Source organism: Rheinheimera sp. MMS21-TC3 (genome assembly GCF_032229285.1).
Lineage (GTDB): Bacteria > Pseudomonadota > Gammaproteobacteria > Enterobacterales > Alteromonadaceae > Alishewanella.
In genome coordinates this window covers 635,212-650,295 of the sequence record NZ_CP135084.1, presented here as the reverse complement: position 1 = coordinate 650,295, position 15,084 = coordinate 635,212, and the positions used below count along the sequence as shown (strand labels likewise).

The following is a 15,084-nucleotide window of genomic DNA, read 5'->3' as shown; positions in this document are numbered from 1 at the left end:
TTTTAGTTTTAATACTGTTTACGACCACTAAAAGCATGCGATAAGGTAGTACCATCAATAAACTCAAGCTCACCACCTATAGGTATGCCCTGAGCTATACGTGACACTTTAACCTTATACTTTTGAGCTAATTCAGCAATATAAAATGCGGTAGCATCACCTTCAACAGTAGGATTAGTGGCTAATATAAGTTCAGTGGTACTGCCCTTAGCCAATAGCTCATTTAAGCTATCAAGGCCTAAATCTTGTGGCCCTATGCCATCTAAGGGTGATAAATAGCCTTGTAACACAAAGTAGCGCCCTTTAAATTGCCCTGTTTGTTCTATGGCATGCTGATCGGCAGCAGATCCCACCACACAAAGAATACCATCTAGCTCGCGTTTAGGATCAGTGCAAATTGAACATAAAGTTGACTGGCAAAAGGTACGACAACCTTGGCAATTACCAATATTAGTCATAGCTTGGGTCAAAGCATCGGCTAAGGCCAATCCTGCATCTCTATTGCGTTCTAGTAAGGCAAAAGCCATACGCTGAGCAGACTTAGGCCCTACACCGGGTAAAATGCGTAGGGCATCAATCAATTGCTGTAATAATGGTGTATAACGACTCATTAGAATGGCATTTTCATGCCAGGTGGTAATTGCATACCCCCAGCGATTGAGCCCATTTTCTCTTTGCTGGCTTCTTCCACCCTACGCACAGCATCATTTAAAGCAGCCGCGATTAAGTCTTCCAACATCTCTTTATCATCTTCTAATAGGCTGTCGTCAATACTGACTCGACGCACATTGTGATTACCTAGCATGGTAATTTTTACTAAACCAGCACCAGACTCACCAGTGACTTCCATGGTTGCGATTTCGGCTTGCGCTTTTTGCATTTTTTCTTGCATAGCTTGCGCTTGCTTCATGATATTGCCCATACCACCTTTAAACATAATATCGCTCTCTGTTAGTTAGTATTAATTAAGTTATATATTGCTATATTTTGCACTTATCAGCGTACTTTAGCTCTGCCTAGGGGCGACAAGATAAAGATCCAGTCACATAAAGACAAGCCTTGTCTACTTGTTTCCACTAGTTTACCTGAATTGTATCCTCAAGCATTTGGGCACCAAACAACTGTTGAAGCTGAATGATATTAGGATCTTGTTGCAATAGATTATGCACATAGATTCGACGCTCTGCCACTATCCGCTGCTGAATAGCCAAAGGACTATCTGCCACCTCATCCTGATAGTGAATATGCACTTGTAACCGCTGATTAAAGCTGCGTTCTAACAACTGCTGTAAATTTTGTCTAAATTCTGCATTATCTAAATGCTGCTGACTCTTTGCTACCGTTAACTGCATGTTTTCTGCTTGCAAACTCATAGCGGCATTAAGTAAAAATAAACGGCTTAAGCCACCAGTATCTAGTTGCTCTATTCTTGCTGCCCAGGCATCCACTTGAGCAGCAAACTTAATAGAAAAATTTTGCTGATTAATACTACCGTCAAACTCGGTTAATGCAGGTGACTCAGTTTGAAACTGCTGCCACATAACATCGGCTTGAGCATGCTCAAACATCTCTGGTTCATCATTAGCCACATAAGAATCAGGTTCATCATCTAATACCGGCTGCGGTTGTACTTCATTAGTATTAATAGCTTCAGCTGTAGTAACTGGTGACGAGTGGCTAAGCTGCTGTGATTTAAATGGCGGCTCGACTTGTTGTAGCTCTAGCGAGTGCGGCGCTTTTGGCCGCTCAATCTTTTTTTCTGCATCTCGACTTGGTTGTGCTAACTTTATACCTCGTCTAGCCATAATACCTGAGGTGACAGAATCAATTCCGCTGATAGATTGCTCTGCTGCTGGCTGCTGTATTTCTGGTGCTGATACTGCAGGTTCAACTATCGTTTTTTTAGCAATATCAGGGCTAACAGCAATTGCTGCCGGCGCAGTTTGCGGCAAGCTTTCAGGGCTGGGTTCGATAATGGGCTGAGTAGCTAAGCTAGTTATATTTACTTTTGCCGGCGCAAACGCCATCGCTCTTAACAGCGCCATCTCTAAACCAATTAAAGCATCAGGCGCATAAGCTAATTCTTTTTTGCCACTAATTAATAATTGATAATATAACTGCACTTGAGCTGGCTCTAAACGCTGAGCTAACTGGAGGATAAAGTCTGCACTTTCACTTATTGCTGCAGCGGCGGGCGTAAATTGACTTAGTGCTGTTAGATGTAATATTGCCAGAATATCATCTAACACTTGAGCATAATCATTATGCTGCTGGACTAAGCTTGCTAATTGCTGTTGTAAACTCACGGCATCTTGATCTAAAACGGCCTGTAACAATTGCTCGGCCCAACTCTGCTCTAGATACCCCAACATGGCTCTAATAACATCTAGCTGAATATTGCTATTACTTTGTGCTATGGCTTGGTCAGTTAAGCTTAACGAGTCGCGCAAACTACCCTTAGCCGCTTTAGCTATTAGACTTAAAGCGGGTTCAACAAAAGGAATACCTTCTTCCGTTAACACATAAGCTAAATGCTGGGAAATTTGGTTGGGACTTAAAGCTAATAAATTAAACTGTAAACAACGCGACAGTACTGTTATCGGCAGCTTTTGTGGATCGGTTGTCGCTAATAAAAATTTAACATGTGACGGTGGCTCTTCTAAGGTTTTTAGTAAGGCATTAAAGCTATGTTTAGACAACATATGCACTTCATCTATTAGATACACCTTAAAACGGCCACGGCTTGGCGCATATTGCACATTGTCTAATAAATCACGAGTATCTTCTACTTTAGTCCGAGAAGCCGCGTCAATTTCCATTAAATCAACAAAGTTGCCAGCATCAATTTCTAAGCAAGCTGAGCAAGTGCCACAAGGAGAAGCGGTTATGCCTTGCTCGCAATTTAAGCTTTTGGCAAAGATACGCGCAATAGTGGTTTTACCAACTCCTCGGGTACCAGTAAATAAATAAGCATGATGCAGCCTATTATTAGTTAAGGCATTACTTAGCGCGTTTTTAACATGCTCTTGCCCCACTAATTGAGAAAAGTGCTGTGGTCGCCATTTGCGTGCTAAAACCTGATAACTCATAACTGCTGTTTACACTCTGTAAATTTACTTAAGCTCAGATTAAGCTTATTCGCCTGCATACTCAACCAAGCTAAGTACTTTTAAGTTAGCTTGCTGTAACTTTGCTACCCCACCTAGATCAGGTAAGGCAATAACAAAAGCGGCATCCTCAACAATTCCACCCAATTGACGCACTAGTTTTACCGTGGCATCAATAGTACCGCCAGTAGCCAATAAATCATCCACTAACAGCACCTTATCTCCAGCACTGATTGCATCAGCATGCAATTCTAAGGTATCTTCACCATATTCTAGTTGATAACTTTGACTAATTTTATGGCGGGGTAATTTGCCAGGCTTACGCACTGGGATAAACGAAATACCCATGGCATAAGCTAAAGGAGCACCAAAAATAAAGCCGCGTGATTCAGTGCCAACAATTTTAGTAATACCTTTGTTTGCATAAATTTGGCAAAAAGCATCTATTACTTTTTTAAAGCTAGCCCCATCTTGCATCAAACTTGTGACATCACGAAATACAATACCAGGCTTGGGATAATCCATTACCGTTTTTATCACTTGTTTTAATTCAACTGCAAGACGTTGTTTATCCATCATAAAACCTTAATTAACTTAGCAGCTAGCCGCTAGTTGTAGACAAAAAAACCGCCCAAAGGCGGCTTTACACAATAATAATAAATCCAAATACTACTAATTAACTAAAAATTTGGATCCAACGCAAAATTGGTGCTAAGCACAACAAACCAACAAAAGTTGCTACTAACGCCAAGAATTGCCAAAAGTTAAATGAATCTTTGAAGTTCTCGTCTGCCATTTTGCTACTCTTTACCGTGCCAAATAATGATATTGATATGGTAATGAATTTTAGCCCATTTGGAAAGCCTGAATCACACCTTTTGCAGCAAACTCTTGCAGCAGAGCTGTGGCGCCTTGCTGTAATTGTTGCTGGCTTAGCTGCGGTAACTGTTGCTGCATCTGAAGCAAAAGGCTGTTACTGGTTATTCCTGGTGTTTGCTGAACTTGCTGTAACAATAAAGCCGTTAATTGATTAATCAGGACAAACTTAACTTCATCTGCTAGATCCCTATATAACAGATAAAATTGATTTTCTGTTGCGCTATTTGGCCTAAAGGTTTGACTAACTTTATGCACCGGATAGGGATAAGCTAACAATAAGCTTAATGGTGATAATTGTAATTGACTGGTCGTTATGCTTTTGCTGTCTAGCAAGTTAATGGTTACAGGTGCTTGTTTAGTTGCTAAATACAATTCCGACCATTCATAATGGGCAAGTTCTAGCATAAAAATAGGATCAGCGGCCGTAAGCTGGTATTGCTGCTGTAAAAACTGCAAGAATTGCTCGGCAATATGTAAGAAGTATGGGCTCTGACACGAAAACTCAGCATAAAACTGTCGCACTAAGTTATGCCATTGAGATTCAGTATATAACGAGCGCAAAACTGGAAAAGCATTACTGACAAAGTTAACAACATTATTAAAAAATAACTCTCGGTATACCTCTAGCCGGCGTTCTTCCAGATCACTAGGCGCAGGATTATGATCAGGATCTTGAATATGCGCCATAAATTGCTGTTGGATCTGTTGAAATTTCATTATTCAACCTGCTTATTACTAATTGTTTGTTCAGCCTGTTGCTGCAAACAATGAATTTGTTTTAACTCTTGCTGTAGTTTTTGCCAACTAGGAATATTAAAATCTCGTTCTAGTAAGGTAGGTTTAACCCCATGCTGTTGATAAGCTAAAGCTAACAATCGCCATACTGGGTCTATAACATCTGCGCCATGGGTATCTATTAATAAATCTTCTGCCTGCTGATAATGTCCTGCAATATGATAATAAGCGATCCGCTCGCTAGGAATAGCTTGTAAATAATGCTTAGGATCATAGTTATGATTAATAGCGTTAACATAAATATTATTGACATCTAACAACATCTTGCAATCTGCTTGTTCTAACACTGCTAAGGTAAAATCTAGCTCAGACATTTCCTGGCCTGGCGCAGCATAGTAAGACACATTCTCTAAGATTAAAGTTTGCTCTAAAATATCTTGTACTTGCTGAACTCGCTTAGCCACATAGTCGACCGCTTCAACTGTAAAAGGTATGGGCATTAAATCATATAAATGTCCTGCACCTGAGCAATAGCTTAAATGCTCACTGTATAAGCTAATATTATGCTGCTGTAAAAATTTTTTTACTTGCCGTACAAACTGAATATCTAATGGAGCTGGGCTACCTATAGATAAAGATAAGCCATGACAAACAAAACGGTGCTGCTCAGTTAACTGCATAAATTGCTTTTGTAAAGCACCACCAAAAGGTATCCAGTTTTCTGGTGCCACTTCAAAAAAATCAATTTCTTCAGGCTTGTGCTGTAACATTTGCTCTAGCATTTCGCGGCGCAAGCCTAAACCCACACCTTGGACTGCCGTCATGGAGTAATTCCTGTTTTTACATTTAGATACAAGTAACTTATCAACATTTTGCTAAAGTTAGTGGATTAAATAGCCCCACCACATTTAGCTTCTTGCACTTTTTGTTTAGCTTTATCCACTTTTTTGTCGGTCGTTTTTTTCATCATCTCTTCGCCACACTTACCTTCACCACACTTTGCTTCTTTGGCTTTATCGGCAGCCTTTTTCATCATCTCTTCGCCACATTTGCCTTCACCGCACTTACCTTCACCACACTTTGCTTCTTTGGCTTTATCGGCAGCTTTTTTCATCATCTCTTCGCCACATTTGCCTTCACCGCACTTACCTTCGCTAGCTACCATTTCATAACCTGTGGCAAGTTCTTGGGCAGTAAAAGGATTCGCATCGGTACTAGTACTTACCGTAGTTAGTGAGCCAAATACTAAAGCTCCTACAGCCACAGCAACGTTATTATGTTTTAAAGTTTTCATTGTTATTTCCTATTATTTTATAAGTAGCTTAGTAGTAGACCTAACTAGCTTTAAATCTATTACAACATTTACATCTTATGCTAAATAAATATCCCAGCTTGAGCTTAAATAGCGTCTTCGTCTTCTTCACCGGTCCGGATCCGCACAACACGCTCAACGTCAAATACAAAGATTTTGCCATCGCCTATACGACCTGTCTGTGCTGTTTGTACAATAGACTCTATACAACGCTCGACTTGATCGTCTGTCACTACAATTTCTAGCTTTACCTTAGGCAAAAAATCGACCATATATTCAGCACCACGATATAACTCTGTGTGCCCTTTTTGCCGGCCAAAACCTTTTACTTCTGTGACTGTCATACCGGTAATATTGATATCGGCTAATGCTTCTCGTACATCATCCAATTTAAAGGGTTTAATAATCGCTTCAATTTTCTTCATTTAAGCATCCATAAATTAGCCACAAAGATTATAAGCAGTATAATACATAGCCTGAATGCAATCAGTAGTATAACTTAACTATCTTTTAGGTTAATCCAGTCCTTGTGAATACAGATAACAGTACCAGAGGTTTGTTGCCATGAATGCCGCCGATATTATTAAACAAATGCAGGTGTTACCCCAGATAGATGCTGACTTTGAGATTCGGCGCCGTGTCGACTTTATTAAACAGCAGTTGCTAAACTCAGGTCTGAAAAACTTAGTATTAGGTATCAGCGGAGGAGTGGACTCTACTGTCTGTGGTCGATTAGCTCAACTTGCCGTAAATGAGTTAAACCAATCCCAACCAAATAGTTATCAGTTTATTGCTGTTCGCTTACCTTACGCAGAACAAAAAGATGAGCATGATGCCCAATTAGCGGTCGAATTTATTCAACCTAGCCAAGCTTTAACCATAAATATACAGTCAGCAGTAGATGCATTACATCAAGCAACTTTTAGTGCCCTAGCCACCTGCTCATTACTGCCAGCAAATGACTATGAAGTTGATTTTGCAAAAGGAAATGTTAAAGCTCGCAGCCGGATGATAGTACAGTATCATGTTGCCGCTTTAGTCAAAGGCTTAGTAGTAGGCACTGACCACTCGGCTGAAAACATTACCGGATTTTATACTAAATGGGGTGACGGCGCTTGCGATATGGCACCATTATTTGGCTTAAATAAGCGCCAAGTTCGCTTACTGGGTAAAGCCTTAGGCGCTAGCGCTTTATTAGTAGACAAAGTCCCTACTGCCGACTTAGAAAGTTTAGCACCACTTAAAGCAGATGAAGTAGCGCTAGGTCTTACGTATCAACAAATAGATGACTTTTTAGAAGGGAAAGCTGTTACGGCAGAGGTCAGTGAAAAGTTAATAGCTATCTATAATAAAACCCAACATAAACGTCAGCCTATTCCAACTATTTACAACTAGACTTCGCCATTTAATTTCACAATTAATAAATGGTAGCTATACTTTTTGTTAACCTAAATATTTAAAGGTAATCAAAAATGCGCTACCAACATCTTGGCTTATCTCTATTAGAGCTGCTGGTTGCAGTGGCTATTTTTTGCATTTTAGTTTTTATTGGTATACCTGCTATGGCAGAGTTAACCGAGCGTCAGCAAGCTTCCGCTTACATGCGCCATTTTAGCCAGCATTTAGCCTATGCTAGGATTATGGCTGTCACCAGTAATTTGCCAGTACAACTATGCCCTGCAACCGGAACAACTTGTAGTGCCGACTGGCAACACTTGCCCATTAAAATAAGCATAATTCACCCTGACTTATCTAGTAAGCTGTTACGGCAAGTACCTGCTATAAATCAGTCGCATAAATTGGCCTATAACCGTGAGCAGGTTAGCTTTAGACGTGATGGTAGCTTAGATGGTTTTGAGAATGGTAGCTTTTATTATTGCCCTAGCACAAAGTATGACTGGCATTATAAAATGACTATAAATCAAGCCGGCCGTAATAAATTAGCTTTTATTAACAGCAGCTGCCCAGCTAGCTAGAGATAATATTACCAAATAAAATCAAATTTATTGCCAACAGCTTAATGCCACTCCATTATCACTATTACGCTGACCATAATGATTTAACTGATAACTTAAGCAGTCAATATCAGCTGTCTGTAATCCTATTGCCGTTGCCAACGCCACATACCCTTTTGCTGAATCTGTTAAAGTAAGGCTAATTAAGTAACGTCCTGATTCAGTGCTACTAGAGGCTGTAATCATTGCAACGCCACTTAGCTGAGTAGGATCAGCCTGATAAATACCATAGTCAGCAAAATACTGCTCTTGGACATTCGCTAGCGTTAATAGTGCTTGAATCGCTTCTGCTCGATAACTGCGCAGTACATATTGCTGATATGCTGGGTAGCTAATACTGGCTAAAATTACCATTATCACTACCGCAATCATCAACTCTATTAAGCTAAAGCCTCTAAACTTATACATACTACCAAGCACCAAATTCTGTCATATAGGTAGCAAGACGTAAAGTTCGTGGAAAACTACTGGTAGTGAGCTCTTCAGTACAATCAAAGCAATCCTCAGTAATAGCTAAAACTTCTGAAATAATTTCACTAGGCTCGGTGTCGTTTACTAGGCTAAGTGACAGTTGTTCGCCAGTTGTATTTAATTGTAATGTCACCTTGCCCATAGCAGTAAGCTGCCAACTTCGCTTTGCATACACTTTTCCGGCATGGTGTAAGTGGATAGCAAATAGTTTTGTCTCATCACTAGTATTTATTTCGCATGAACTTGGTTCGCTTACGTTACTTACTGCCACAAAATACACTACACCCGCATAAACTTGTGGCTTAGATCTTACTGAAGAGCCAAGCTGAATAAACCAACCTGGACTTTGCTGCAAATCTCGCCAGACTGAATCAGTTAACCCAATATCAACATCATCTAATCCTAATTCAGTTCTATCACTTAAATCATGTAAAGTTACCAGCCAATCTTGTTCAGGTTGATGGTTAAATAAAATTAAGCTATCACCCGTGTCAGCATAACTAGCTATTAAAACTAAACTCACCTTAACTCGCTGAATATTACCAATACTGGCATAGTCCACATTATATGCAGCTTGCACTAACTGTAATGGCTGAGTAAATTTAGCACCCTCTGCACTAAAATCAGCAATCAAAACTGGACTAGAAAACCCACTAGCAGATAAAGCAATAAACCAAACTCGGCCATTAATATCAACAACATATACTGCATCTGCTATGCCATCTAAGTTCTGATCCAATATTGCAGGTTCGGCCATAATCAGATCAGCATGAACACCAGCGTTTGCCCAGTCACTAAGGTGGCTAAACAAAGCTGCACTCTCAGCATCACGTAACTCTACCTTAGCTTGCGCCGTTTCTTCACCAAGCAATCTGTTATAACTTAACGCAAACTTTTGTGTTGCACTAGGTGCTGTACTCGCTACGGCCAACTGTAATAATAATGGCTGCTCGGTATTAAAATGGCATTCTGCCTTACTAAATACAGGTGAAATTAATAACAGGATCCCCCAAATAAGCTTATTCCAAGTCATCAGTTATTACCTCCTCTGCTAAAGCTTGCCGCAACAACAGGCTGGTATAGCCACTATAAAAATGTTGTGCAGAGCTATAAGTTTGGGTGGAGAGGAAAATAGCCTTACAGCGGAGCGCTGTATCTGACCAAGCAGCATATTTAGCAGGACAAGCCACCAAATCATCATCAGTTAAAGCTAACGCTGTGTCTAAAGCAACATTATGCTCAGTTAGTGCTTGTTGCGAAACTTGCAACTGTTGCTGGCCAGCAGTTGCAGACTTTTGACTTAACTGGCTTACATACAAACTTGCTGTCATAACAAGCGTCATGCTTAACAATACAATTAGAGCTATCACTAATACCATACCGCGTGAAGTACCCATATCTCCTCCTATAATTGTGTATTATGAAAGAAAACTGTACTACTAATTAATAAGCGACGGTAATGATCGCCGTTCGCGTTAAATTGATGGCTACCCATTTTATAAATATTATTATTGATATAGTGCTTATCTTGAGTAAGGGCACGTAACAAGATATAAAATTTAATACTAACAATACGGCTACTGTGTTGCTGCCACTGATTAGCAGTCATATGCGCTGTTGCTTGTTGATAGTCAAGACTACCATCTGCATCTGTATCTATACCGAATTCAAAATGTAGCCTCTCTACACCATCGATAATAGAATCTGTTGCCATACTGGCATGTCCACTAGCATTGCGTATTAACCGTTTACGCATTAATACCGGTACAAATTCAATTTCTCGCCATTGATTTTGCACATAAAATACAAGATGTTGATAAGGATAATAATCCATAGCCGACTGCAAGCCGTCACTCGCTGCGCTGATAAAGCGGCTATGCTGCCAATTAGTTTCTAGATAAAATCGATTTGCCTTAAGCATATCTAATGATTGTACTTGGCCAATTAAACGTTTTACTTGTAATAACTCACTGTCTTTTAATGCTGATGAGATACAGTTTAACTGGCCACCAGAAGAGACTAACTTGGCATAGAGCGTAACAAAGGGCAGCTCAGCACTTGGGAAACTACCACTGTCTAGCGCATCATTGGCACAATCTGGGCTTGGTGCATCTGGCTTGGTTGTTTCAGCTGCCAATATCACATTCGCCTTACCCCCCCAAAAACCAATATTTTGCAACTCATTCTGCATTAAGCTAAGCATAAACTGGCCCGTTTGTTGTAGCTCGGCGAGCTGCTGAGCTTGCTTGGCTGAACGGCTTAAACTACTAAAAGCAGTTAGAGCTATTGCCAATAACAATAGCCCTAACAGCATAGCAATTAATAACTCTGTGATTGAGTAGCCATATCGAATACGCATCAGCTATCACCCAATCTAAAACCACTACGGCCTTGGGTTATTTCACAATCCAACGAGCTAGGAATGGAGTGCGCTATACGTTGCTGCCAGCTTACCAAAACAGCAACACCGCTAGGAGTTGAAGCTAAACAAAATTCAGGATCAATTAAAGGCTCAGCAATGTCAGCCCATTGTTGATACCATCTGTAGCGCTGATGCTCAGCGAGTTGAGTTTTATTGCAGCTAAAGTCTGCAGAGCAATTTACCGGCTCAGTTAACTCTGCCGCCATAGTTAGGCGGCCCGCCACTAGAGGAAGGAGTTGCTGATTGCTATAAATGGTATTAATTAATTCGTTAGTTAATGCCACAGCTTGCGTTCGCTGAGTAGCATCAATAATATTGCGTAGAGCTAGTGTCTGCCCAGCCAAAACACCAAGCAGACCTACTTTAATAATCAGCAGTGAAACTAATACTTCAACCAGACTAAAACCATGTTGTAACCGCATTTCCCTATGCCCAAGCTAACCAAAGTTAACTTTAAAGTTACAACATTATTTCAAAAGATCAAATTATTCGATCAAATAATCACCAGCAATTTCTAACAGCTGTAACATCACTACCGCCATTTACAAGTTTAGTACCCGCTTGATTAATACCAAGTGTCAAACAGCTAGTGTCTTTAGTCTGCGCCCCTGTTGCTGTTGCTGTGATAGTATAAGTGCGCTGAGCTTGCACACTATTATAATTATACCTACCCGAGGCTTCAGTCATACATTGCAGTGCAGGCAAAGCAAAAGTTGCAGAGTTATAGCGCATATTTTCGGTATAATGACGCTCCATAAATTGCGATAACTCTAGCAGGCAGCCAGTAGCAGCTGCCCTATGACTACGCAAGACATGATTTTGATATGAAGGATAAGCTACCGCCACTAAGATACCGACAATAACCACCACTATCATAATTTCAATTAATGTCATCCCTTTTTGAACTCTTAGGTAATTATTCATTAGTTAATAATCTCCCGCCAAGACAATCTACCACGCCGGATTTCTAGGTTTACTCGGCTTGCATCTAACGCTACCTTTGATGTACCTACTATCATTTCATCACCTACAAATACTGGTTCGCCTGGCATACCTTCAAATTTAACACCACTGGCAGCTGCACCATCAGGCAAGCCATCAGAATCTTTAAATTCATTGTCTCTAGATAAATCGAAGAAGTGATAATTTAATCGAGAACCTTTAAAAGGATCGACCGCCATTACCCAGCCATCCCCCTCCGGATTACACAAATCGATATCTGGAATAATACTATTCATTACTAAATTACCACCTACAAACCTTGGTTTTGAAGTAATACGCTCACGAGTATCCACTAAGTCCATCACCCAGCCCCGCTTACCAATCATGTCGTTAGTGTCAACAGTCGGTAACCGCCTAGCTTGACGTACCTCACCTGTATCTGGGTTAGTATAATCAATATTAACCATAGTACGGTCCACTAACTGACTTCTTGTTAAGATTGCTGAACCATCTTTAATACCGTACCAGCTTTGAATATCTGTATTGGCATTATCTCCTGATTCAATAAACTTACCAGTACCAAAAAACACCCATAATTCAGCAGTATCGGGATGGCTTTGCAATGTAACACCGCCAGTAATAGGCTGAGGATTACCGGCGCTATCTTTGGCTACAAATAATGGTGTGCCACCATAGCCAACATGCCAAGTAGATGAACTAAGATCAAACTTCCAGACATTACCTTGAATATCACCAGCAAAAATCCAGTCTGTATTACCATTTTTATTATGGTCCCAGCCTTCTAACTGTGCCATACCAATAGATTCAGTCCCAGAGGTTTCAAGTTTAATAACAGGTGCTGTTGCAGCATTTTCAATATCAATAACTAAAATACCTGATTTATTAGCAGTATTATTATGACCGTAGCCTGCTATCACAGACCATTTACCATTATTTAAACGAGTAATAATAGGTTTAGAAGTCATAATGCCTAGCTCAGGAATATCAAGATCCCACAACAAACTAATATCACTAGGATCTGTTACATCAAGGGCAAAAATGCTACTACCACCACGACCAAGAGTGCTAACCAATACAGAACGCCACTCACCATCAATATATACATCTGCTAAGGTTGGCACACCATCAACATAAAATCGATGAGAATAGGTTTTTTTAGCATAAGACGATAATTGAGCAGATGCAGTTAACATTCGCTGCGGTACATAAGCAAATATTTCTTGCCCTTTTGTTGCGCTTACTGGGTCTGCATCAAAACCATGAAACATGCCATCATTTGCCCCCACATAAACTGCAGGTAACCGATTCTTCTTAGCTTCTACAAAAGCATTATAGCTATTTGCACCTGGCCAATTATAACGCTGATAGCCACGATTTTGTGGTGCTCCTACATAAACTGGTGATGAGTGTGCAATATCACCTAGTAGTGAGCTTCTCTTTCTTAATGCTCCCGTAGGATTTTCTTTACTCTTATCACCACGCAAATAGTTAACTATATCTTCAGATTCCAACACAGTACGCTCTGAACTAGTTAAATTTGCCCAGTTAAATTCAAAGCTTATCGTGGCACCTGAAGTATCAGTACGACTTGAATAAATAGGTCGACTCGCCCAAGGTTTAAAGTTAGATACCCACTGCTGCGATAAATCTGCAACATCATTACTGACTAACTTACCGCTCCAGTCCTCAGTATTAAAAGAAGCCTGAAAGATACTATTTTCTTCTCGTAAAGTTGTTGTTGTTGTCGCTAAATTAGTTGCTGAAGCTACACCCCCTAAAATACTATCTAAAGCGTCAGCTAATAATTTACTAAAAGTAACTGGGTCTTTGGCACTAAAAAAGTCACCATCACTATTAACACTGGCATGCAATAGATCATCTGTTTTCTTCAAGCTAACATCTGGGCTTTGCGTAGGATTTGGCCACCTAGAGTCATTTCTAGGCCAAGTTTTGGCATCTTCAACATTTTCTATAGTACCATCAACACCTAAACCAACACCAAATGTAACCATATGCTGCCAGTCTGGTGACTCAGGGGTTGGTTTAGGCACATCATTAGTCAACCCTGGCATTAAGTCAGTTTTGTAATAATAATATCCGACATCTGCAAGCGTATTATTAACATTGTCACCATCTTGGTCACCTACACTTGGCGAGTCACCATTCCAAGCTCCATCTGTCATTAAAATACTAAAGTTTTGACGGCAACTTACAATAGGGTTACTGCTACTTTTAGCTATAGCTGGGTTAACTAAATAAGGGCTTTCAGTTTTAAAGTACTCACCTGCAGCTTTTAAGGTTAAACGTAAGGGGGTTCCTCCGGAAGCGCCTTTTCCGTATAACCAGCTATAAAAACCAGTTTTACCTGAACCGGAAAACTCACGCACACCACGCTCTATTTTTGGAGAGGTATTAAGTGCTCCATAACCAACACGCACATTTTCTGGTAAGTTAATAAAAGCAATACCTATACCTGATCTTGCTAATAACAAACGACTGCGATAATAAGAGTACCAAATGGCAAAGTTTTTCTTATCAGCGGCAGATGCACTGTTCATAGAAACATAAGTATAACACTTATTTTGATATCGATTATCGCTACAAGACGCAGCATTAGCTGCACTTGGTGCATATTTATAATAAAAACCACCCTTATCAAAGGTCAAGCTGCCTTGAGAAGTAATCGATGAATGATCACTATTTAATTGATGGTAACTTATTTCAAAGTTATTATTTAAGTTTCTTGCGCCAGTTTTAGCAAAACCATCCCGCCAAGCGGTATTATAAGTGGGCTCACTTAAAGGATCTGAAGCAGAAGGCGGTACTTCATAAGTGACATCATTATCATAATAAGAGGAGTTAACATGCGACGAATAATACCACTTATAAGTTACATTCTCCCCTGAGCGTACCCATGCACAACTCCACCAACTACTACAGATCTCTACTTGTGGTGCGCCCTGATAGCCATTTATTGAATCTGGTATAAACTCGAAATTCATCGATCCCGAATCATCAATTAAAAACATTATATTAGCAGGCACTTCACTAGCGGTTTGCAGTGGTACATTGGGAATTGCCAAAGTACTAGCCGATACTGAAATCGCTACTCCTGCATTTAAACTAATCACAAACATTAATGATTTTTTAATAAAAGCTCGCATAGTCTATTCCTTCATA

Annotated in this window: 17 protein-coding genes; 2 read left to right on the top strand and 15 right to left on the bottom strand. The window is 40.1% G+C overall.

Annotated features, from left to right (window positions below; translation table 11 throughout):
• Positions 1–8 precede the first annotated feature (8 nt).
• The 8 genes from recR to glnB all read right to left on the bottom strand — a co-directional run bounded on the left by recR (position 9) and on the right by glnB (position 6,458).
• On the bottom strand, positions 9–611 hold the full coding sequence (recR, locus tag RDV63_RS03390) for a recombination mediator RecR (RefSeq protein WP_313908095.1): 603 nt from the start codon (positions 609–611) through the stop codon (positions 9–11).
• Positions 611–937, bottom strand: coding sequence for a YbaB/EbfC family nucleoid-associated protein (locus RDV63_RS03385; protein WP_313908094.1), 327 nt, complete (start codon positions 935–937; stop codon positions 611–613). The genes recR and RDV63_RS03385 overlap by 1 nt, the downstream gene beginning before the upstream one ends.
• Positions 938–1,076: 139 nt before the next feature.
• Complete coding sequence (gene dnaX / locus RDV63_RS03380) at positions 1,077–3,089, bottom strand: DNA polymerase III subunit gamma/tau (protein WP_313908093.1); 2,013 nt, start codon at positions 3,087–3,089, stop codon at positions 1,077–1,079.
• Between the two features lie 45 nt (positions 3,090–3,134).
• Positions 3,135–3,683, bottom strand: a complete 549-nt coding sequence (gene apt / locus RDV63_RS03375) for an adenine phosphoribosyltransferase (protein ID WP_313908092.1) — start codon at positions 3,681–3,683, stop codon at positions 3,135–3,137.
• 270 nt (positions 3,684–3,953) lie between these two features.
• Entirely contained in the window at positions 3,954–4,703 is a 750-nt protein-coding gene (locus RDV63_RS03370) for a DUF2063 domain-containing protein (RefSeq protein ID WP_313908091.1), read from the bottom strand.
• Positions 4,703–5,545: a DUF692 domain-containing protein gene (locus tag RDV63_RS03365; protein ID WP_313908089.1), complete on the bottom strand. Its 843-nt coding sequence runs from the start codon at positions 5,543–5,545 to the stop codon at positions 4,703–4,705. Before RDV63_RS03365 ends, RDV63_RS03370 begins: the two co-directional genes overlap by 1 nt.
• Before the next feature lie 65 nt (positions 5,546–5,610).
• Entirely contained in the window at positions 5,611–6,015 is a 405-nt protein-coding gene (locus tag RDV63_RS03360) for a hypothetical protein (RefSeq protein WP_313908088.1), read from the bottom strand.
• Positions 6,016–6,119: 104 nt separating this feature from the next.
• A complete protein-coding gene (glnB, locus tag RDV63_RS03355) occupies positions 6,120–6,458 on the bottom strand; it encodes a nitrogen regulatory protein P-II (protein WP_313908087.1) in 339 nt (112 codons plus the stop codon).
• A gap of 139 nt (positions 6,459–6,597) precedes the next feature.
• Between glnB and nadE the strand changes: the two genes are divergently transcribed.
• A complete protein-coding gene (gene nadE, locus RDV63_RS03350; RefSeq protein ID WP_313908086.1) occupies positions 6,598–7,428 on the top strand; it encodes an ammonia-dependent NAD(+) synthetase in 831 nt (276 codons plus the stop codon).
• A gap of 77 nt (positions 7,429–7,505) precedes the next feature.
• Positions 7,506–8,009, top strand: a complete 504-nt coding sequence (locus tag RDV63_RS03345) for a GspH/FimT family pseudopilin (protein WP_313908085.1) — start codon at positions 7,506–7,508, stop codon at positions 8,007–8,009.
• A 27-nt stretch (positions 8,010–8,036) separates the two neighbouring features.
• Here RDV63_RS03345 and RDV63_RS03340 read toward each other — a convergent pair whose 3' ends face one another.
• From RDV63_RS03340 to RDV63_RS03310, 7 genes are all read right to left on the bottom strand, one after another.
• Complete coding sequence (locus RDV63_RS03340; RefSeq protein ID WP_313908084.1) at positions 8,037–8,456, bottom strand: type IV pilin protein; 420 nt, start codon at positions 8,454–8,456, stop codon at positions 8,037–8,039.
• A gap of 1 nt (position 8,457) precedes the next feature.
• Complete coding sequence (locus RDV63_RS03335; RefSeq protein WP_313908083.1) at positions 8,458–9,552, bottom strand: hypothetical protein; 1,095 nt, start codon at positions 9,550–9,552, stop codon at positions 8,458–8,460.
• Positions 9,539–9,916: a hypothetical protein gene (locus RDV63_RS03330; protein ID WP_313908082.1), complete on the bottom strand. Its 378-nt coding sequence runs from the start codon at positions 9,914–9,916 to the stop codon at positions 9,539–9,541. The genes RDV63_RS03335 and RDV63_RS03330 overlap by 14 nt, the downstream gene beginning before the upstream one ends.
• An 8-nt stretch (positions 9,917–9,924) precedes the next feature.
• A complete protein-coding gene (locus RDV63_RS03325) occupies positions 9,925–10,878 on the bottom strand; it encodes a PilW family protein (protein ID WP_313908081.1) in 954 nt (317 codons plus the stop codon).
• A complete protein-coding gene (pilV, locus tag RDV63_RS03320) occupies positions 10,878–11,363 on the bottom strand; it encodes a type IV pilus modification protein PilV (RefSeq protein WP_313908080.1) in 486 nt (161 codons plus the stop codon). The genes RDV63_RS03325 and pilV overlap by 1 nt, the downstream gene beginning before the upstream one ends.
• A gap of 79 nt (positions 11,364–11,442) precedes the next feature.
• The gene (locus RDV63_RS03315) at positions 11,443–11,865 is read right to left on the bottom strand and encodes a type IV pilin protein (RefSeq protein WP_313908079.1); all 423 of its coding nucleotides are present in this window, start codon (positions 11,863–11,865) and stop codon (positions 11,443–11,445) included.
• On the bottom strand, positions 11,865–15,068 hold the full coding sequence (locus RDV63_RS03310) for a pilus assembly protein (RefSeq protein ID WP_313908078.1): 3,204 nt from the start codon (positions 15,066–15,068) through the stop codon (positions 11,865–11,867). Before RDV63_RS03310 ends, RDV63_RS03315 begins: the two co-directional genes overlap by 1 nt.
• Positions 15,069–15,084: the final 16 nt, after the last annotated feature.

Bases quoted from the DNA above. Each gene is read 5' to 3' on its own strand.
- RDV63_RS03360 (WP_313908088.1), bottom strand. From the start codon at position 6,015: ATGAAAACTTTAAAACATAATAACGTTGCTGTGGCTGTAGGAGCTTTA.
- RDV63_RS03315 (WP_313908079.1), bottom strand. From the start codon at position 11,865: ATGAATAATTACCTAAGAGTTCAAAAAGGGATGACATTAATTGAAATT.
- RDV63_RS03325 (WP_313908081.1), bottom strand. From the start codon at position 10,878: ATGCGTATTCGATATGGCTACTCAATCACAGAGTTATTAATTGCTATG.
- RDV63_RS03370 (WP_313908091.1), bottom strand. From the start codon at position 4,703: ATGAAATTTCAACAGATCCAACAGCAATTTATGGCGCATATTCAAGAT.
- RDV63_RS03340 (WP_313908084.1), bottom strand. From the start codon at position 8,456: ATGTATAAGTTTAGAGGCTTTAGCTTAATAGAGTTGATGATTGCGGTA.
- RDV63_RS03345 (WP_313908085.1), top strand. From the start codon at position 7,506: ATGCGCTACCAACATCTTGGCTTATCTCTATTAGAGCTGCTGGTTGCA.
- RDV63_RS03330 (WP_313908082.1), bottom strand. From the start codon at position 9,916: ATGGGTACTTCACGCGGTATGGTATTAGTGATAGCTCTAATTGTATTG.
- pilV (WP_313908080.1), bottom strand. From the start codon at position 11,363: ATGCGGTTACAACATGGTTTTAGTCTGGTTGAAGTATTAGTTTCACTG.
- dnaX (WP_313908093.1), bottom strand. From the start codon at position 3,089: ATGAGTTATCAGGTTTTAGCACGCAAATGGCGACCACAGCACTTTTCT.
- nadE (WP_313908086.1), top strand. From the start codon at position 6,598: ATGAATGCCGCCGATATTATTAAACAAATGCAGGTGTTACCCCAGATA.
- RDV63_RS03310 (WP_313908078.1), bottom strand. From the start codon at position 15,068: ATGCGAGCTTTTATTAAAAAATCATTAATGTTTGTGATTAGTTTAAAT.
- recR (WP_313908095.1), bottom strand. From the start codon at position 611: ATGAGTCGTTATACACCATTATTACAGCAATTGATTGATGCCCTACGC.
- RDV63_RS03385 (WP_313908094.1), bottom strand. From the start codon at position 937: ATGTTTAAAGGTGGTATGGGCAATATCATGAAGCAAGCGCAAGCTATG.
- RDV63_RS03335 (WP_313908083.1), bottom strand. From the start codon at position 9,552: ATGACTTGGAATAAGCTTATTTGGGGGATCCTGTTATTAATTTCACCT.
- glnB (WP_313908087.1), bottom strand. From the start codon at position 6,458: ATGAAGAAAATTGAAGCGATTATTAAACCCTTTAAATTGGATGATGTA.
- apt (WP_313908092.1), bottom strand. From the start codon at position 3,683: ATGGATAAACAACGTCTTGCAGTTGAATTAAAACAAGTGATAAAAACG.
- RDV63_RS03365 (WP_313908089.1), bottom strand. From the start codon at position 5,545: ATGACGGCAGTCCAAGGTGTGGGTTTAGGCTTGCGCCGCGAAATGCTA.